Origin of the sequence: Nostoc spongiaeforme FACHB-130, from assembly GCF_014698475.1 — a bacterium.
GTDB lineage: Bacteria > Cyanobacteriota > Cyanobacteriia > Cyanobacteriales > Nostocaceae > Nostoc_B > Nostoc_B spongiaeforme.
Genome location: NZ_JACJTB010000034.1, coordinates 1 through 19281 on the forward strand (window position 1 = coordinate 1; position 19281 = coordinate 19281).

14 protein-coding genes, 3 tRNA genes and 1 pseudogene are annotated in these 19281 nt (G+C 40.8%); 13 read left to right on the forward strand and 5 right to left on the reverse strand.

Annotation, left to right across the window (positions count from 1 at the left end):
* A pseudogene (locus tag H6G74_RS31930) lies at positions 1-108 on the forward strand (IS982 family transposase); the annotation flags it as partial.
* 112 nt (positions 109-220) lie between these two features.
* On the opposite strand, the gene H6G74_RS21440 reads toward H6G74_RS31930, so the two are convergent.
* Both H6G74_RS21440 and H6G74_RS21445 read right to left on the reverse strand, forming a co-directional pair.
* Positions 221-1120, reverse strand: a complete 900-nt coding sequence (locus H6G74_RS21440; RefSeq protein WP_190969600.1) for an alpha/beta hydrolase — start codon at positions 1118-1120, stop codon at positions 221-223.
* 260 nt (positions 1121-1380) lie between these two features.
* A complete protein-coding gene (locus tag H6G74_RS21445; RefSeq protein WP_190969653.1) occupies positions 1381-4245 on the reverse strand; it encodes a sensor histidine kinase in 2865 nt (954 codons plus the stop codon).
* A gap of 195 nt (positions 4246-4440) precedes the next feature.
* Between H6G74_RS21445 and H6G74_RS21450 the strand changes: the two genes are divergently transcribed.
* On the forward strand, positions 4441-5565 hold the full coding sequence (locus tag H6G74_RS21450) for a quinone-dependent dihydroorotate dehydrogenase (protein ID WP_190969601.1): 1125 nt from the start codon (positions 4441-4443) through the stop codon (positions 5563-5565).
* 71 nt (positions 5566-5636) lie between these two features.
* Here H6G74_RS21450 and H6G74_RS21455 read toward each other — a convergent pair whose 3' ends face one another.
* Complete coding sequence (locus tag H6G74_RS21455; protein WP_190969602.1) at positions 5637-6362, reverse strand: hypothetical protein; 726 nt, start codon at positions 6360-6362, stop codon at positions 5637-5639.
* 45 nt (positions 6363-6407) lie between these two features.
* On the opposite strand from H6G74_RS21455, the gene H6G74_RS21460 reads away from it, so the two are divergent.
* The 7 genes from H6G74_RS21460 to H6G74_RS21490 all read left to right on the forward strand — a co-directional run bounded on the left by H6G74_RS21460 (position 6408) and on the right by H6G74_RS21490 (position 10012).
* Positions 6408-6584, forward strand: a complete 177-nt coding sequence (locus tag H6G74_RS21460) for a hypothetical protein (protein WP_190969603.1) — start codon at positions 6408-6410, stop codon at positions 6582-6584.
* Between the two features lie 330 nt (positions 6585-6914).
* Positions 6915-7044 (forward strand) — tRNA-Met (locus tag H6G74_RS21465).
* Between the two features lie 40 nt (positions 7045-7084).
* Positions 7085-7207 (forward strand) — tRNA-OTHER (locus H6G74_RS21470).
* 50 nt (positions 7208-7257) lie between these two features.
* A tRNA-OTHER gene (locus H6G74_RS21475) sits at positions 7258-7381 on the forward strand.
* Positions 7382-7418: 37 nt separating this feature from the next.
* Positions 7419-9020, forward strand: a complete 1602-nt coding sequence (locus H6G74_RS21480) for a TROVE domain-containing protein (protein WP_190969604.1) — start codon at positions 7419-7421, stop codon at positions 9018-9020.
* A gap of 240 nt (positions 9021-9260) precedes the next feature.
* On the forward strand, positions 9261-9680 hold the full coding sequence (locus H6G74_RS21485) for a XisH family protein (protein WP_190969605.1): 420 nt from the start codon (positions 9261-9263) through the stop codon (positions 9678-9680).
* Entirely contained in the window at positions 9668-10012 is a 345-nt protein-coding gene (locus H6G74_RS21490; RefSeq protein ID WP_190969606.1) for a XisI protein, read from the forward strand. Before H6G74_RS21485 ends, H6G74_RS21490 begins: the two co-directional genes overlap by 13 nt.
* 32 nt (positions 10013-10044) lie before the next feature.
* On the opposite strand, the gene H6G74_RS21495 is transcribed toward H6G74_RS21490, so the two are convergent.
* Entirely contained in the window at positions 10045-12039 is a 1995-nt protein-coding gene (locus H6G74_RS21495) for a helix-turn-helix transcriptional regulator (RefSeq protein WP_190969607.1), read from the reverse strand.
* A gap of 130 nt (positions 12040-12169) precedes the next feature.
* On the opposite strand from H6G74_RS21495, the gene H6G74_RS21500 reads away from it, so the two are divergent.
* Positions 12170-12829, forward strand: a complete 660-nt coding sequence (locus tag H6G74_RS21500; protein ID WP_190969608.1) for an exonuclease — start codon at positions 12170-12172, stop codon at positions 12827-12829.
* A gap of 146 nt (positions 12830-12975) precedes the next feature.
* Here H6G74_RS21500 and H6G74_RS21505 read toward each other — a convergent pair whose 3' ends face one another.
* Complete coding sequence (locus H6G74_RS21505) at positions 12976-15270, reverse strand: CHASE2 domain-containing serine/threonine-protein kinase (protein ID WP_190969609.1); 2295 nt, start codon at positions 15268-15270, stop codon at positions 12976-12978.
* Between the two features lie 976 nt (positions 15271-16246).
* On the opposite strand from H6G74_RS21505, the gene H6G74_RS21510 reads away from it, so the two are divergent.
* From H6G74_RS21510 to H6G74_RS21520, 3 genes are all read left to right on the forward strand, one after another.
* On the forward strand, positions 16247-16777 hold the full coding sequence (locus tag H6G74_RS21510) for a LabA-like NYN domain-containing protein (protein ID WP_015114631.1): 531 nt from the start codon (positions 16247-16249) through the stop codon (positions 16775-16777).
* Positions 16778-16866: 89 nt separating this feature from the next.
* Complete coding sequence (locus H6G74_RS21515; protein WP_190969610.1) at positions 16867-18459, forward strand: 2-isopropylmalate synthase; 1593 nt, start codon at positions 16867-16869, stop codon at positions 18457-18459.
* A gap of 88 nt (positions 18460-18547) precedes the next feature.
* Entirely contained in the window at positions 18548-19237 is a 690-nt protein-coding gene (locus H6G74_RS21520; RefSeq protein WP_190969611.1) for a Uma2 family endonuclease, read from the forward strand.
* The last annotated feature ends 44 nt before the right edge of the window (positions 19238-19281 follow it).

A 19281-nucleotide genomic window follows, 5' to 3' on the forward strand; every position in this document is an offset into this window, starting at 1 on the left:
CATGTTGCCGCTAAAATCACCAGTCATACTCTACGCCTTTTTCTGCGTCAGCGTTTTGGTATTGATGTGCTTACTTTTGAACAGCATCCTCTGGCTTCATTCACATAAGGCGTATAGTTTAGTTTATTTCTACAGGCTTACTTAGAGACGTTTCATGAAACGTCTCTACCTTGAAACTCATACCTCGATTCAGCAACACAGAGTATTTTTAAACTAAATTCTAACTTCTAACTCCTGAATTATGCGGGATATTTGTATCTAAAAAGGGCAATATGGCTTCTGCAATTTCGCCTGCATACTCTTCAGACATTCCTAATGTGCCAGGAAGAGTTAATGATTGAATTTCTGGAATTGCGGCCATTGCGGTCATTTCTTGTTTGGAATAGGGAGGGGCTTGTTCTGCTAAAATTAACAGCACGGGTGCAAGTGAAGATTGCAGTAGTGTAAGAAATTCTTGGCGATCGCTAACTGGATCAAGTCCACCTGTAACAAAGGCCGCTGGGGCAAATCGCGCCCCTGGTTGTCGAGTAATTTGCTGTTTCTGCTCAATAAACTCTGGCGTGAGGTTTGACTTATCTGCATAAACATGCCTACGATACATCAGCCGCAGAAAGCCCTTGGTTGTATTTGCTTGATAAAGTCCTTGACCAATCACCGGAAATCTGACTAATTGTCGGACTGCCGTTGCTAGTGGCTTGGGTACGCCCATTGTTGGTAGGGGGCCACGCCAGGTAGGTGCGACTAAAATCATGCAAGAGCAAGTCTGGGGTTGTTGTTGAGCCAGTTGCAAGGCATAGCCAGCCGTATGACCAGCCGCAATTATCGCCACTGGTTCAGAGAAAGTTTGTTGGACAAACGCCAGAAGCATTTGCTGTAACAGCGCAGGTTGATAGTCTAAAGCAGGACGTTCAGATTCACCAAATCCCAACCAATCGAGTGTCACTGCTTGGTAGCGGTGGGCAATTCTCTCGGCAATTCCTTGCATTTCTGCACGACTAGAAACCGTACTAAAAGCAGGTAACAGCAATACAGGTTTACCCTGACCGACTGTATCGTAAGCGATCGCATAACGCTTTTGCTGCCACTCAAATGAAAATTGATGCTTTGTTTTTACAGTCATCTTAAACCCATCCAGCTTGTATTCATTTAAATTTAACGTAGAGCTGGAAGAAGGCTGATGTACAAAGGTTGTTTGTTAAGAAGGGTGTGGGAAGGGTGGGAGGTGTGGGAGGTGTGGGAGGATGGTAAAGAAATCTTTCCCCCCCACACTCCCCTCTCTCCCCTCTCTCCCCTCTCTCCCCTCTCTCCCCACACTCCCCACACCTCCCACCGCTACCCATACGTGAGAAATTCAGGTATACTCTTTCACTCTTTCCTTTTTCAATCAGCTAAAGGTAACACTAAACGACTAACTACCCGATGATCTGGTAACTGATAAAAATCTAGGGTTCCGCCCAACTGTTGTGTGAGTTGTTGACAAATTAGCAGGTGTAAAGCTGGTGGTTGGTTGAGGTAAGAACTGGCTAGTATATCTTTGGGTATCTGATTTTGTAGTGCTGCTAACAAAGGCGGTTCAATCATTCCATGATCTGTAATTGATATTTCTAGCAATTTTTCTTCTAAGCGACGACACCAAATATCAATTCTGCCGCCACTTTGAGAACGGTTACAAGCGACAAGCAATAATTCATATAGTACTAATTCAAATTTAACGATATCGCCTGTAATTGCTAAGGATGAGGGATAACTGGAAGATTGTAATCCTTTGAGGAAGATTCCACTATTACCGGAATCTGTATCTGTCGCTGATTGTCCTAAACCATGTACTCCTGCCCAGAGTTTACGTTGTTTGAGTAAATTATCCACTCGTTCGAGCGATCGCTTCAACAAACTGGCTATGGGCATGGTTTCGGAACTCTGATACAATTGCCATTGCTCTAGTTTAACTAGTCCAGTCATGGCTGCGGTGTTATGGTCTAATTGCCGGAGTAAGAGTTTATAACGTGTCTGTGTCAGTTCATTACTGGGAATACCCAAGTCTTCAATTTGGCTGAATAACTGTGTGGCAGTGCGTTGAATTTCTTCTAGGCGACGATGTTTGTACCAGTTGAGTTGGCGCAATTCTTGGTTTGATGACTCCAGCAATTTGGTAACTTGTTGTTGACGACGCGACCATGCTAATTGTGTTACCAAAGTTTCTGTAGCATTCAGGCTTTGTTCTGTCCAATAGCGTTCTCGGTAATCGGCAACTAACACTACACCTGTGGGTGCATAATCAGGACTAGTACGGAGTGCGATCGCTAAAACTTGACCAATGTTTTGTCCATTTAACCATTTTCTGGTTTCTGGTGGTAAATCATCAGCATACACACACACATAATCATCTTTGGCTAATGCCCACTGAATTATTACTTCAGTGTGAATGGGAATTGGTTGATCAGTTACAACCGCAAATCGATTATCATGAATCACACTCGGAATAATTTCGGCAAAGTTATCTCCCGGCGACCAAGATAACAACACTGCTAACGGAGAATGGAGAACAGTGGCTATTTGTTCTATGGCGGTGCGTTCTAGACGTTTTGCACCCGATTCAGTTGTATCATTTTGGGTTTTTTCCAAAATACGTAAGCATCGCTGAAGACTATGGAGAATTTTTTGCTGTTGTTCCACTTCAGCATTTAATTGCCACTGGCGGACAATTACGCCAATTTGTTGACTGACAGCCCACAATAATTCTTTGTCTAAGCTTGCCCAACCCCGATTTGTTTCGTGGGCAATCACTAACAGGGCATTGGGTGTATGATCTTGAGCGCAGTTACAAACCAACAGCGATCGCATTCCATGTTCTAATAACAAAGGTCGCCAGTTAAAAAACCGCAAATCTTCTTCTACTTTCTGCACCTCTACAGATGTGGTGGCGGACTTCAACATCTGCTCATCCATATCTTTGAGCGTATTGAAGTTAACTGTTAGTGGACGACGATTTTGGGGTTGGGTTTGAAAAATAATTTGATAACTATTTAGGTCAGGATTGTACTGTAAGAGTAAAAAGCGAGTAGCGGCAAAGCGCGTTAAAACTTTAGTAGCACAATCGCGTAAAGTTACTTGTAAGTCCTCTTCGTGATAAATCGCTTGGGCAACTTGGCTAGTTAATTGGGCATCTTCTTGAATTTGCTTGATAGTCGTATCCATAGTTTCGCTAGGCGCAACTAAAGAAATTAACCCTGCTGCACTTTGAACAAAGTTTTTGTCTGCTTCTGTCCAAATGCGCGGTTCATTGGCTTCTACCGCCAGAAAACCCAATAGTTCTTTTTGCCACAGGATAGGTGCGGCTAACAGCGATCGCACCTGTAAACGTTCCAATACTTTGGCAGTAAAATGACTTTTTAAAGAACTGCGCTCATCACCAATCAAAACAATTTGATTCACCGACAAAGCATAATAAAATTCACTTAAATCCTGGACTGTCATCCCCGCCGCTAGTTGCTGTAGGCTGTTATTCCTGCCGATATTAGCCAGTTGATTACTCATCCGACACCAAAAATAACGCCCTTGGCGCTCAAACCAGTAAATATTTGTCCGGCTAGGCGCAACAAACTGATGTGTTGTTTGAACAACGGCTTTCAGCTTTTGGTCTATATTATTGAGAGTGCGTAAATTTTCTAATAATTGTAAAATTGGCTGATCAAGATGCTTTGTTTGCTGTTGCTGTAAATTCAATTCTTGTTGATAAAGTACTGCTCCCAGTTCGCCCAACACCATTAATAAACGAGCTTTGGCATCACCTGGTAACAAATATCCCCAACGTTCCGAACCAAACAATAATAAACCTAAAAAACGGTCTCGATAGCGAATAGGTAAAACAATCGTTCCCTGAATATTAAATTTTTTACCAATTTCTTGCCATTCGGCTGCACGAGGTTCCAACCGCAAATCAGCAACACCCAAGGGACGCTGTTCAATGACTACTTGTTCTAAAAGTCCGCCAGGAGTGAGTGTCACTTGTTTGCGTAAAAATTTAGTGTCACCATCAGGCGCAACCCCACCTTTACCAACTAATGTATGTTTTGGTAAGTCATATAAAGCAATCCAAACCAAGTTGTAGTCGAACTGCTCTTGAATATAAGCAATAGTAGTATCAATCAGAACATCAACATTATCCTCTTCCCTCAGCGTTTGGAGGACACGTCCCAAAGCAATGATTGTATGTTCAGCTGCTATCGGTCTTTGTGGCTGCCCCATTGGATTTTTAGTTGACATCGCTCTTTAATATATAAGATGCCCAGAAAAGCAACCCAAGTTAATCATGTTCAGTGAAAGACTTATCATGAAGACTGCAAGGGGGCAGGGGGCAGGGGGAAAGGGGGAAAACTCATAGATAAAGTTTTCCTATCTAGCCCCATTGCCCACTCCCAATTCCCCTATTCCCGTCTTCACATGGATATTTACCAAATTGCTCTTCGTCCCCTACTGTTCAACCTGCTGAAAACAGATGCAGAGTGGTTACATAAGCAGGCTATCCGCAGTCTAGATTGGTTATCGCAAAATCATCATGCTCCTGCTAGTTTAGTCAATCAAACTTTACAGCAGTCTTTGTGTCTGTGCGATCGCCGTCTGGAACAAAATTTATTTGGGCTAAATTTCCCCAACCCCTTGGGTTTAGCAGCCGGTTTTGATAAGGATGGGGTAGGGGCAAAAATTTGGTCTAACTTTGGTTTTGGCTTCGCTGAGTTGGGAACTGTCACTTTTCACCCCCAGCCAGGAAATCCCCAACCAAGGTTATTTCGTTTACCTTTAGATCAAGCGGTTCTTAACCGGATGGGTTTTAATAATCAAGGTGCAGCAGTGATGTCCGCTAGGTTAGCAGCACAAAAAGATTTGATTCATACAATACCCATCGGCATAAATTTAGGTAAATCGAAAATCACCCCGTTAGAAGCAGCCGCCGCAGACTACCTCAACAGTTTCCGCTTACTCAAAGAATTAGGCGATTATTTTGTGGTGAATGTCTCTTCACCCAATACACCAGGATTGCGATCGCTCCAAGATGCCGCTATGCTCAGTTCAATCTTGGACGTACTACAAAAAGAAAACAATACACATAAACCAATATTTGTCAAGATAGCACCTGATTTAGAATGGGAAGCGATCGCCGACATTATTGGCTTGGCTAAAACCTACCAATTAGCAGGAATTATTGCCACAAACACCACCATCAGCCGTGATGGCTTGAAAACCCAGCTAATTCACCCAACTGGGAAACCCCCGCAAGATGAAGCTGGTGGAATTAGTGGTGCGCCATTGCGCGATCGCTCCACAGAAATCATCAAGTTTATTTGGCAGCAAACCCAAGGGCAAATTCCCATTATCGGGGTTGGTGGCATATTTTCCGCAGAAGACGCTTGGGAAAAAATCACTGCGGGAGCCAGCCTCATTCAAGTTTATACAGGCTGGATTTATGAAGGCCCCTTGATGGTGCGCCGAATTTTGAATGGTTTGCTGACCAAGTTAGAGCAGAATAAATTAAACTCGATCACCGAAGCGATCGGATTAAAAGTGTGAACGGTGAAGAATGCAGAAGTCAGATTCTGGATTCTGGATTCTGACTCCTGTTCAGATTTCACCTTAATCATTCATGATTCTTCTATGGGAAAGAACTCTTTTGTTTTTTCCGAGAAACTCCAAGCAATACCATCAGGATCACGGCTGCGAGTCCATTCGGGAAAATCTGGATCATTACGCCGTTTGTAGACAGTGCTGGAATAAACATTCAACCGTTTCGCTAATTCCGATTGAATTAGTGAACCGAAAACTAACTGTTTTGCTAAATTGGGTTTGACTTCTGTATGAGTTACTGGCGCTGCTAATTCAACTTCTGGTTCTGCTAATAGTGTTTGAGTTGCTGGCGGTGCTAAAAGCGATCGCGCAGCCGTTGTTACAGGTTGAGCAGACAAAGTTTTGACAGGCTCGCTACTGTCAAGAATATTACCCAAAATACTGGCAGTAATAAAGTAATAAACTTCATTGCCTGAACCAGCATTGACTATACTTGCACCAAACTCTGAAGCTTTGCCATCCAGGTAGCGTTTTGCTGTCGGGCCAGGAAAACTACCCCGCATTGCCAAGTCCATTGGTGTAATTTTGCCCTGGTTTTCCCGAACTAACTGATGGAAAACCGGGTTAACTCGCTGACACCATTGTTGCCATTGATATTGTTGCCAGATATTGAAACCAATAATCAAAACAACCAGCGCCAGCAAAAATCTCCAGGTAGAAACCAGGAAAATTATTAAAAACGATATTGGCAAAAGTAGAACGAGAAAACCCTTCCCGCCACTTTCCATTGTTTTTTCACTCATGCCGATTTTTGCCAAGCGAATTTTTTTGGGAAATAATATATTATATTGGCAAAAATTTGGACTGGTTTTTGTATCTTTTGGCAAAATTACGGAAAAAACCAGGTGTGCGATCGCTCATTTGCATCACCTAAAACCCAAACAACCCAAATTTTCGGCAAAAATTGGCAAAAAATTTTTGCCAGACAAAAAACTCGGCAAAAAAAATCTTTACATAAACATTAAGAAATATTTTATCCTCTATTCAACAAACCTCAGCGCCCCCTTGCTTTGAAAAAATTTATCTATCATTGCCTCAACCTATTGACGTTTAAAACTACATATATTACATTAATACTACAAGCTGATTTTCCCAAAGGAGTTAGCCAAAAACTGTAGCGGATAGCTCAAATACCAGAGCGCCCACCTTGCCTGCAAAGGCCGACACATCAAGGGTTATCGCAAATAACTTAAAACATCCTTGAGAAAAAATTCTGGAGGTGCAGGTGAAAATCCTGCTCCGCTACACCCAACAAAGTGCTGAGTTATGAGTGCTGAGTAAAAAACAATTCTTATGTGGCAGGTAGCTCAATGGTAGAGCGCCAAAAACATCTTTGTTCACTCCTTGCTTGCAAAGGCCGAAGAATGAGGGTTATCGACTCATAATCGGGAGGGTTGTAGGTTCGATTCCTACCCTGCCACACCAAACCTAATTTGATATTTAATCCAAAATCTAAAATTTTTCTGTGGCGGGTAGCTCAGTGGTAGAGTGCTTTACCCTTATTCACTCCTTGCCTGCAAAGGCCGAAGAATTGAGGGTTATCGATTAGGGTTCGAGAGGTCGCAGGTTCAAATCCTGCTCCGCTACACTCCAACAAAGTGCTGAGTTATGAGTGCTGAGTAAAAAACAATTCTTATGTGGCAGGTAGCTCAGTCGGTAGAGCGCCTAAACATCCTTATTCACCCCTTGCCTGCAAAGGCCGAAGAATGAGGGTTATCGCCTTCCACGCGGGATGTCGCAGGTTCGAGTCCTGCCCTGCCACCTTTCATTTTTGCCCGCAAGGGCTGGGAGATGAAACCATGAACTACAACTTCTTCACCAGAAATAAAACCAGCACGCCACAAACTCAGCCTATCCCCGGACGGGAAGCCGAGATGATTCAAGGACGTTCTGGTGGTTGGATGTTTGATGCTGGCTTATGGAAGATGCTACGGCGCTGTCTGTTAGTTGGGACAGCCCAAAGCACCTACTACGCTGGAAAACAAGAATTAACTGAAGATTTTGTAGCGGTTGTCAACCAAGCCGTCGCCGAAAATCCCAGCCATGTTGCAGAAGAAATTATCTATGCCAGCGATGGACGGGCTATCAATAACAGCGCACCTATCCTGGCTTTAGTCTTGCTATCAATGGGTGAAACAAAAGAAGCCAAACAAGCCTTTGCTGAAATCTTCCCTCAAGTTATTCGTACAGGTAGCCACTTCTACGAATGGCTGAACTACACCAAATCTCTGCGGGGCTTTGGTAAAGTTGTGCGCGAAGCAGGTAAAACTTGGCTATCAAGAGAAGATGTCAAAGGTTTGGCTTATCAACTCTTGAAATATCAACAACGCCAAGGCTTCACCCACCGCGATGCTTTGCGGTTATTCCACGTCAAACCACCTACAGAAAACCACCGTCAATTATTTGAATGGGTTGTCAGAGGTTGGGAGGAATTACCAACAGAGATACCTTCACAAGCTTTGGCGCAGATTTGGTGGTATGAATGGCTGAAGCGCAACCCTGGGCAAACCCACGAAGCCATTTTGCAAGGACGCTTAACCCACGAAATGGCTGCACCAGTGGGCAATATGGACAAAGCTGCTTGGCAGTTGCTATTCCAAGAAATGCCCATCGGTGCAATGCTGCGAAATCTCGGTTCACTCACAGAACTGGGCGTATTACGTGCTGACGAAACTGCCAACTTAGAGCGTGTGGAAGCAGTTCTCAACAATCAAGAACATCTGCGTAAAGGTCGCATTCATCCAATCGATGTTTTGAAAGCCCTCAAAACTTACGAGTCTGGGGGAAGACTAGGACGCAGTAAGAAAACTTGGACTCCCGTTCCTCGCATCGTAGACATCTTAGAAAAAGCCGTTGAGTTGTCTTTTGATGTGGTGGAACCTACAGGCAAAGTTTTCATGCACGCCGTAGACGTTTCCGGTTCGATGGGTAGCTTAGTTGCAGACATGGGACTAAGTTGCTGTGAAATTGCCACCACAATGGCACTGGTAACAGCCAAAGCCGAGAAAAACTATATGATTCGCGGCTTTGCTAACGAATTCCGAGAATTAAATATCACAGCCAAAGATAGCTTTAGTTCTGCGGTGCGTAAAGCCAGCAATCAAAACTTCGGCGGTACAGATGCCTCTGTAGCTTACGACTGGATGATTAAAAATAAGTTCAAAGCCGATGTAGTCTGCTTTTGGACTGACTCAGAAAGCTGGGCTGGTTACAAGCATCCTAGCCAAGCCTTGAAGGAGTACCGCAAAAAAATCAATCCAAATGTGAAGGCTGTATATGTCACCTTGACACCATACCGCATCACCTTGGTAGATCCCCAAGATCCACTGTCTTGGGACTTAGCAGGATTCGACCCTGGTACACCTCGCATCATCCAAATGTTAGCGACAGGTGAGTTGTAAAAATTGTGAAGTATGAAGTACGAAATTTTATACTTCATACTTCACACTTCTTGGCGGGTTATCCCTTGTTCACAACTTGCCCTTTGGGACGAAGAATTTAGGGTTATCGGTTAACGTCTCCACCATCTCCGGGGACTAGCGGGTTCGATCCCCGCACCCGCCTTTATCGTTTTTGTGGAATTGAATATTATCATTATAGGTATTTGCTAAAATACCCTTAAAAGCGACAAGTGGCATGGGATGTCAGCGAAAGATAGATTTCACGATGCAGTTAAAATAGCTCTTCAAAAAGATGGCTGGAGAATTACAGATGAGCCGTTAACTATTCCAGTTGAACGGCTCACTAATATGTTTATTGATATAGCTGCGGAAAAATTGATTATGGCTAACAGAGACAGTCAAAAAATTGCTGTTGAAGTGAAAAGTTTTTTAAGTCCTTCAACTTTGTCAGACTTTCATTTAGCAATTGGGCAATTTATTAATTATCGCTATGCTTTAGAAGAATATCAGCCTGAGCGTATTTTATATTTAGCAGTTCCGGCAATAACTTATGAGGAATTTTTTACTACAAGATTTATTCAAACAGTAATTCAACGTAGTCAAATCAATCTACTCATCTTTGAGCCAACTAAAGAGGAGATTTTCAAATGGCAAAGCTAGAAGAATATCGAGAATATGTTCAACATGTATTGAGAGAATATGCTAAACGTCGAACATCGAATAATAAAGATGATGAGTTAGAAATGCAAACAATCTTTGATACTATACACGACCATTATCAACTCATATATGTTGGCTGGGATAAAGGAAAGCGAGTTTATGGCCCAGTCATACATTTAGATATTAAGAATGAAAAGATTTGGCTGCAATGGAATGGTACAGAAGATGATATTGCTGCTGATTTAGTAGAGTTGGGTGTACCAAAGCAGGATATTGTTTTAGGTTTTCACTCGCCTTATATGCGTCAGTTTACTGATTATGCGGTGGGTTAATTAATATTTCTGCCCAAATTATTAATATATAATCACTCACTGAGTTTTCTTTTTTCAATTTCAGCGATGGGCAATAATAGTGTGTCTTCGATATGCGATCGCACTTCTTGGGAAGCATTTTTTAGACAATAAACTAGTAACTTATTAGCGTCATAATATTGCTGTATTAGTTCTCTTTGCTGATGGTTAAACTTCCATATATGACCAATATTGCGATATTTAACTAACGTTAACCTTAACTGTTCATCTAAAGCTTTAATTTTATTTGCCCACTCATCCTCCCAATATACTGCATTGCCTCCATATAAAAAATCCATAGTACCATTGTAATCAAGAATGTACCTTTCCATTTCTTTAAGTAAAGTAAAAAATTCTGGTTCTAGATTAGAGTAATCGATATCTGGCTTTTTAGGAGAATCACCAAAAGAGCAGGCTAACTCAAAATCAAGATAAATATCATTATTATCGTATGGTTCTCTTGTTAAGTCTAAACCCAAAGCATAGGCTATTTCAGGATTAAAATCTTCCTCAAAAAAAGCTATAACTGGATTAGGACATAAATGAGATACTATATCATTAATAGTAATACCTAAATAAAAGTAAAATGCTCGAACTGCTGACTTTTTAAACCCAGATATAACAGAAGATGATTTTTGTTTCATCCATTCAAAGAATGATATAAACTCATCTTCTCTAGGTATTATAGAATCAATATCTTGTTTAATATTATATAAATCTATATGAGGACTATCAGTTATTAAATTATAGTTTTCTATAGCTAAGTTTAGAATTGCAGGATGAAGGTAATATTGGTTATCAGTGTATTTTATCAATGAGCGATCGCATAAATCCCTTATGATCAGTTGTCGCCTATTTTTTGGTACATCCCACAGTAAACACAATAACCATATTTCTGGTGTTGTAATATCATGATTAGGGTAATACCCAAAACGGCAGAGAAGTTTATAAGCCTGTAAGTTATCTTTTTTGAGTTTAATAAACTGACGCTCAATTAGTAATTTTAATCCTCGATGTTTTAATAAATCATTTCGGTTATTCTGCCAGTAAGCTTTTAAATTTCCTTTTGAAGCTGTGACAATATCACCACTGAGTATGTACATAAATTCAGCATTACCACCATATGCTTGGTATATTTCACAGAGACAATCAACATCTATAGTAATTTTATGGCTTTCAAAATATTGTTGCCATGCTTCTTGTTTGAGAACTGCCAACTTATAAGTTTTAATTCGTGTATATTCATAAAGTGCTTCACGACTTGTAATCAAGGTAATCGAATTCACATTTGTATGAGATAGTAATGTTAATAGTTCTACATAGTAACTCTGATGTGTATCTATAAACTGTCCATTTATTAAAACAGGTTCAAGATTATCAATTAACACACCAATTTTTTCAGTTTGAAGCTTTCTTTGAAGTTGCTCCAGCATAGCCATAAAATTTTGTTCTGGATTCTCTTTAAAATAGTCTCTTAGTTTGATTTTTACCCAATTTTCTACAGAGTTGAGGTTTTGAGGCGTGGTTCCTACTCGTAATTCTAAATACTCTAAACCTTGACTCTCAAACCATTTTCTAGCTAAGGTGGTTTTACCTACACCACCCTCTGCTTGAATGAGGATAACTTTTGCGCCTTCATTAACTAGTTTATTAAGGTCTGAGATCGCATCTTCACGCCCTAAAAAATCATGATTTTCAGATATTGTTTTACCTTTAATGAAATTTTCAGTTTGTGAGAATTCTGAAGTATTTTGATTTAATAACTCAGGTTTGTACTTAGCAAATAAAGCAATTAATTCGGGTCGCTTAGATTGGCGTTGATCTGGAAATTCATTCCTTAAACCAAATTTTCTACAAATTTTACCAACATGCTGTCTCACGGTTGCTGGTTCTATGTTCAGAGATTTGGCGATCGCTTCATCTTTTTCATTAGCTAGTAGTTTTAGCAGTACCTCTCGCCGCCTTGGTGTTAAGCGATTAAATACTGCATTGAAATGTTGTTGATTCATAACTCTCAGTTCATCACAACCACAGTACACATCTGTGTACTTGATATATTCGCAAAGACTCACAGTATGTGTATTACTTGTGTATTAGAGTAACGCAAAATTTGATGTAGTAATTCACACGCCACAACTTATGAAATCCATCTACATCAACGGGCAATGCTACTATCAAGGTGATAACGGTATTCTTCTTCCTGCTGTCACTACAGTTTTAAAAGCCACCCAGTCGCCAGAATCTCTAAAAGCCCTCTCTCAATGGCGTAAAAAAGTTGGCGAAACACAAGCAAATCGAATTGCTGCAAACAGTCGCAGTCGAGGAAATGCTTTGCATAAGTTGACTAAAGAACATCTGCAAGGCTATTCACCCAAACCGGAAAACAGTTTTATTCAGCCTTACTGGGATAGTGTTCAATCTATGCTAAAAGAAATTGACGATATTCAATTAGTTGAGCAAGTTGTACCTAACTATGTTGAATGTTACGCAGGAAAGGTTGATTTAGTGGCGCGTTATCAAGGTGTTCCGCATACAATTGAATGGACGACAGCCGAGGAAGCAAAAGGTAATATTGATCGGCTTTATGGTAAGCCTTTACAGTTAGCTGCTTACACTGGTGCAGTAAATAGATATTATAGCGATCGCCTCTTTCAATGCAAGATACATCACGGTCTGATTGTTGTAGCTTTGCCACACAGAGAAGCCCAAATTTTTCCATTTAACCACAAAATGCTAATTGACAATTGGTATGGGTGGATGAATCGGCTCAAGTTTTTCCAAAATATCATTGCTGCATAGACGTGCGATCGCTAGTATTGATTCAAGATTTATTAGGACTTACGTAAAAAACCTCTCAAACTTTCTTCCTCCGTGAACTCTGCGTCTCTGTGGTTCGATTTTCCGTGTCCTTTGCGTAAGTCCTGTTTACATTACAAATTTCCTACTCAATCTCCCAACCAAGGTATAGTAGGCAAGTTTGAATCGTCATTTTGCAGCACAATATTTGTATCGGGGAAAATTGCAAATTTATCCAGCATCACTAATACTTCTTTGGCTGATTGATAGCGTTGTTTAAAATCATCAAGTACCATTTTATCCAAAATCGCAGCGAAGTCGTCACTGACAATTGCCTGATTTTTCCATTGCCATTCGCCATCCTCATTTCTATTCATTTCATGGGGGGCAATTCCCGTTAATGCGCGAATCCCAATCATCCCGATCGCATAAATATCACTACTATATTGCGGACGACCAAAACATTGTTCGCTAGGTGCATAGCCTCTTGTCCCAATACCAATTGTAAAAGGGGCTTGTTCGGAATTTTCTAGTTGTGGAACTGAGACTTCTTTGACAGCACCAAAGTCTATTAAGACGAGTTTATTATCTGTTTGGCGGCGCATGATATTACTGGGTTTAATATCTCGATGAATCACTCCGTTTTCGTGAACAAAAACTAAGATTTGTAATAGTTCTTTGATAATTTCTCTGACTTGAGTTTCTCTTAAACCTTGACCGGATGGTAGTTCTTTAATCAAGGAATGACCTATGACATATTCCTGAACTAAATAAAACTCATCGTCTTGTTCAAAATAAGCCAAAAGTTGGGGAATTTGCGGATGAGTCCCCAATTTTTCGAGAGTTGCGGCTTCGGAATGAAATAAACGTCTGGCAAGTTCTAAACTTTTTGCTTGGGTGTTGGCTGGTTTTAATTGCTTGACTACACAGCGTGGATAACCAGGACGGTGCATATCTTCAGCGATGTAGGTTTCGCTAAATCCACCAGAACCAAGAACTTTGACAATTTTGTAGCGTCCGGCGAGGATTCTACCCGATACAGCTAAATCTCTTTGATTGAGTAAGTCTTGCAGGTCATTTTGTTGGCTGATAATTTCTTGAACAACGGGAGATGTTTTATATTTCTGAAAGATTGTGACTAATTGACGGGTTCGCAATTTTTCTCTAGCAACTTCTATTCCCAGATAAGACAATCCGTTGAAAGCGATCGCTATCATTGGGATGGCAGTGGGAAAAATTAACTGACCATGTATAAAGCACACATAGCTAATTCCTCCCCAAATACTAGCTGCGGCTAAACTTATCACAAAGCGTTTAATATTGCTCTTGGTTCTATTGGCGATGTAAACGGTAGCCCCAACTAAAACCAGCACAAACAATCCTTGCAATGTTGAACTAGAAATTGCTGGGGCGATCGCTTTATTCTGCATTAAAGTGGCGATCGCATTGGCATGAATTTCGACTCCCGCCATTCTCTGGGGGGGATTCACCGCCGCTACTGGATGATAATCATTGTTGAGTTTATCTGTAGAGCCAATCAAAACAATTTTGTCTTGAAAAACTCTACCTTGCTGCAAATAATTATTCCAATTTGGTGGGTCGAGAACATACCACAGAGGAATTTGCTCAAATGTTCCGGCTGAACCCCAAAAATAAATGCGATCGCCTTTGGGTTGGGGATATTTAATTTGGGCTGCGCCTAAAACTGCTTCATCAAAGGAAGGTGCTTTCTCTGCCAACATTCCATTAGCTGCTAACAGCTTAGGAAATTCGCTTGCTAATTTGTGTACTTTGCCATCTGCTTCTAAGGGGAAATTTACAGAACCAACTGTCACTCCACCAACTTGAAACATCTCTTGGGGTAGCGTCAATTGTGTAAAAGTCCCCTGATGGCTCTCAAAATTCTCATACAGCGCGGCTAAAGTCACTTTGCTGCCATATTTTTTTAAGACAGCTTGCAGTTGGCGATCGTCCTCACTGCCATAGCTGCTGGGTGTGTCAAATACTACATCCACTGCCACAGCTCGCGCCCCAGCTTTGACTAATTTTTCGATAATTTGTCCATAAGCAGCCCGTTTAAACGGAAAAGATTTCAGTGGTTCTAGGTAGGCATACTGTTTTGGATCTGAATTATAGTACTGTTCGGGAACTGAAATTGACTGGTCGTCAATTGCCAAAATCACGATATCTGCTGGTGGTGCGATCGTACCCCGCAGTTGAAAAAACGCCGAAAATATCTGACTCTCCATCAAATTCACCCAGCCCACACCAGAAGTAGTCAGCAATGCTGAACCAATGGTAGATACCGCCACTAAAAAGTGACTTAAGCGAGCCACAAGTTTAGACTGTGAGGCTGTCAAAGTGACTTTTGTGGGTTTGCCTGAAGCTGTATTGGCAGTAGAGACATTTTTTTTGCTGAAGGTAGATGTAGGTTCTTCTGCCATATCGTGTTAATAATTGGTTTACAGACAACTTGATTTATTTAGTCTCGTTTCTACTAAAAACATATTGAAATAAAACTTAAATGAAAATCTTATACATTTGTAATCTATCTTCTCTGACTCTGGATAATATGCCAAATCTAAATGGGAAATGCCTCCAAATCTAAGACAGTCTGAGTTATTTGCTGAGGGAGTTTGAGCATTGATGATTCTTTTAGTGGAGTCAAACTCAGGCAATTCCTACCGTACAGGCTGAGGTTGTGGCAAATTGGTCGCTGAAACTTTATTTCATCATGTAAGGATATAAAGGAGTTGGAGATCGAAAATTAATTGTTTATTTCTGAGGTTCCACTCCTGAGTTAAAAATCTCCTGTTGTCAGGATATTCACATTCTGCATTGGATAGCAGCCGGACTTTCACCTGTGAAGACTCAATGTGAACCTCATCAAAATATGATCCAGGAAACTTGATTTAAAATGACTCAGACTGATTGTGTCCAGGTGATATTTGCCAAAAAGTTCCTAATTTTATTAACAATAAAACCAATATGTGGATTAATATACTTGAAATCTCTCCTTGAGTTCCCAGTTACCTCTCATTTTTACATTTGCCTGAACATATAACTTTACTTCACTCAACTGTATGTATATATGAGCATTAGCCAATATCCTCCTTTCAGACATATACCTTACCTCTTTAGGAGTAAAATTGACAGTTATATCACTAAGAATGCTGTTACTCAGCCAGCTTTATTGGTAGATTTTGATTGTATGACATATTTATATAGTGTTAGAGGTTAAACTATCCCACACCCAGCAGCTTGGGTTGATGTTTGCGTCAAATTTATGCTTTGCAAGAGGTAAGATAAAGGCTATACATGGAGAACTAGTTCCCAGCTACTAGCAAATTTATGATTTAAGAGTTGCTATAATCTATTGTTCAATCTAAATTCATTGCTATATTTTAGGTGTAAATTTTTATGGGTTCCCCTATGAATCGTCTGTCTATTTTTGTAGACGGAAATAATATGTTCTATGCTCAACAAAAAAATGGCTGGTTTTTTGACCCTCGGCGAGTATTAGAATATTTCAAACATGAGCAATCAGAGACGACTTTAATTAATGCTTTTTGGTACACGGGCTTAAAAGACCCCCAAGATCAACGAGGTTTCCGAGATGCTCTCATCAGTCTAGGCTACACAGTCCGAACGAAAATTCTCAAAGAATACTATGATGATACTTCCGGTCGCTATTCCCAAAAAGCAAATTTAGATATAGAAATTGTCGTAGATATGTTTAATACTGTAGACCAGTACGACCGAGTAGTTTTATTTAGTGGCGATGGTGATTTTGAACGAGCTATTGAACTATTACGTTCTAAAAATACACATATTACAGTAGTATCTACAGAAGGAATGATTGCCAGAGAGCTGCGTAATGCTACGGACAGATATATAGATTTGAATGATATTAGAGACCAAATAGAAAAAGTAGATGGTCAAGTACCTTAGCAATAATTATTTACAAAAATTAGAGCGAAACAACTAAGGTTACAAATATTTAAAATAAAAGAACTACACCTAAACAAAAAACCAAAAAGATGAATAAACCAGAGCGAATTATCATTTTTGATACGACACTCCGAGATGGTGAACAATGCCCAGGTGCAACACTGAATATAGATGAAAAATTGGCGATCGCCAAACAACTAGCCCGTTTAGGCGTAGATGTGATTGAAGCAGGTTTTGCCTTTGCGAGTCCAGGAGATTTTGAAGCAGTTAGCAAAATTGCTCAAACTGTGGGGACAGAAGATGGCCCAATTATTTGTAGTTTAGCTAGAGCCAGACACGACGATATTAAAACAGCAGCCGAAGCAATTAAAGGGGCAGCGAAGGGGCGAATTCATACATTTATTGCAACTTCTGATATTCACTTGCAATACAAATTGAAAAAAACGCGACCAGAAGTAGTGGCGATCGCGGAAGAAATGGTCGCCTATGCTAAGACTTTTACTGATGATGTGGAATTTTCTCCTGAAGATGCCGGACGTTCTGATCCAGAGTTTTTGTATCAAGTATTAGAACGGGCGATCGCATCTGGCGCAACTACAGTTAATATTCCTGATACTGTAGGTTACACAACTCCCAGCGAATTTGGTGCGTTAATTAAGGGCATTAAAGAAAATGTCCCCAACATTGATCAAGCAATTATCTCCGTTCATGGTCATAACGACTTAGGTTTAGCCGTTGCTAACTTTTTAGAAGCAGTCAAAAATGGCGCAAGGCAATTAGAATGCACCATTAATGGTATTGGTGAACGTGCCGGAAATGCCGCTTTAGAAGAATTAGTTATGGCGCTGCATGTCCGTCGTCAATATTTCAATCCCTTCTTAGGTAGACCCGTTGATTCGGAAGAACCATTAACAAATATTGACACCCGCCAAATTTACAAAACTTCCCGTCAAGTTTCGAGTTTGACAGGAATGTTAGTACAGCCCAATAAAGCAATTGTTGGCGCAAATGCCTTTGCCCACGAATCTGGTATCCATCAAGATGGGGTATTAAAAAATAAACTGACCTACGAAATTATGGATGCCCAATTGATTGGTTTAACAGACAATCAAATTGTTTTGGGCAAACATTCTGGCAGAAATGCTTTTCGCACCCGCTTAAAAGAATTGGGCTTTGAATTATCCGAAACCGAATTAAACAAAGCATTTGTACGCTTTAAAGAAGTTGCTGATAAAAAGAAAGAAATTTCTGATTGGGACTTGGAAGCAATTGTCAATGATGAAATTCAACAAGCACCCGATTTGTTTAAAGTAGAGTTGGTGCAAGTTTCCTGCGGTAGCAATGCTCGTCCCACAGCGACAGTCACCCTCCGCACCCCAGATGGCGAAGAATTAACTGATGCCGCCATTGGTACTGGGCCAGTTGATGCAGTTTACAAAGCAATTAACCGCGTTGTCAACGTACCTAATCAGTTAATTGAATTTTCTGTACAGTCAGTCACGGCTGGTATTGATGCCATTGGCGAAGTCACAATTCGGCTGCGCTATGAATCAAGAGTATTTTCTGGCCATGCAGCGAACACAGACATCATAGTTGCATCCGCGCAAGCTTATGTTAATGCGTTAAATCGTCTTTACGCATCCTTGCAAACAAAGCAACAGCCAGAAGAAGTAACTGCATAGATACAGTTTAAAACAAAGGGTGTGAGTGGCAAATTCTCACCCTACACCCTTTACCTGTAGGATAAAAATAAAGGTTGCGGCCATAATTATGGTTCTACGTTTGACAGTTCCTCCCTTAGAAAATGGCGATCGCTTGACTCGCTTTGAATTTGAACGGCGTTACAATGCCATGCCGAAGTTAAAAAAAGCTGAATTAATTGAAGGAACTGTCTACATGGCTTCACCTCTGCGTTTTGAACCCCATGCTGAACCCCACGCGAGAGTTATGACTTGGCTGGGAGTTTATCAAGCCTTGACTCCAGGAGTACGCCTCGGTGATAACCCGACTGTGCGCCTTGATTTAGACAATGAACCCCAACCCGATGCGCTGTTGTTGATTGATGCTCAAGCTGGGGGACAATCACGCTTTAGCCAGGATGGTTATGTAGAAGGCGCACCAGAATTAATTGCCGAAATTGCCGCCAGTAGTGCCACAGTTGATTTAGGTGACAAAAAGCGTGCTTATCGACGGAATGGCATTAAAGAGTATATTGTCTGGCAAGTATTTGACCAGCAGATTGATTGGTTCTGCTTGGAAGCAGGAGAATATGTCAATCTGCAACCGAACCAAGCTGGGATATTTCAAAGCCAAGTCTTTCCCGGCTTGTGGTTAGATAGGTCGGCATTGCTGGCATGTGATATGCAGCAGGTATTAACTGTATTACAGACAGGGCTGAATTCGCCTGAGCATCAAGCTTTTGTACAACAGTTAACCCAGGCAATGGAATCGAATGGATAGGTAAATTTAATATAAAAAAAGTTGTCCAAGGCGAATTATCAGCA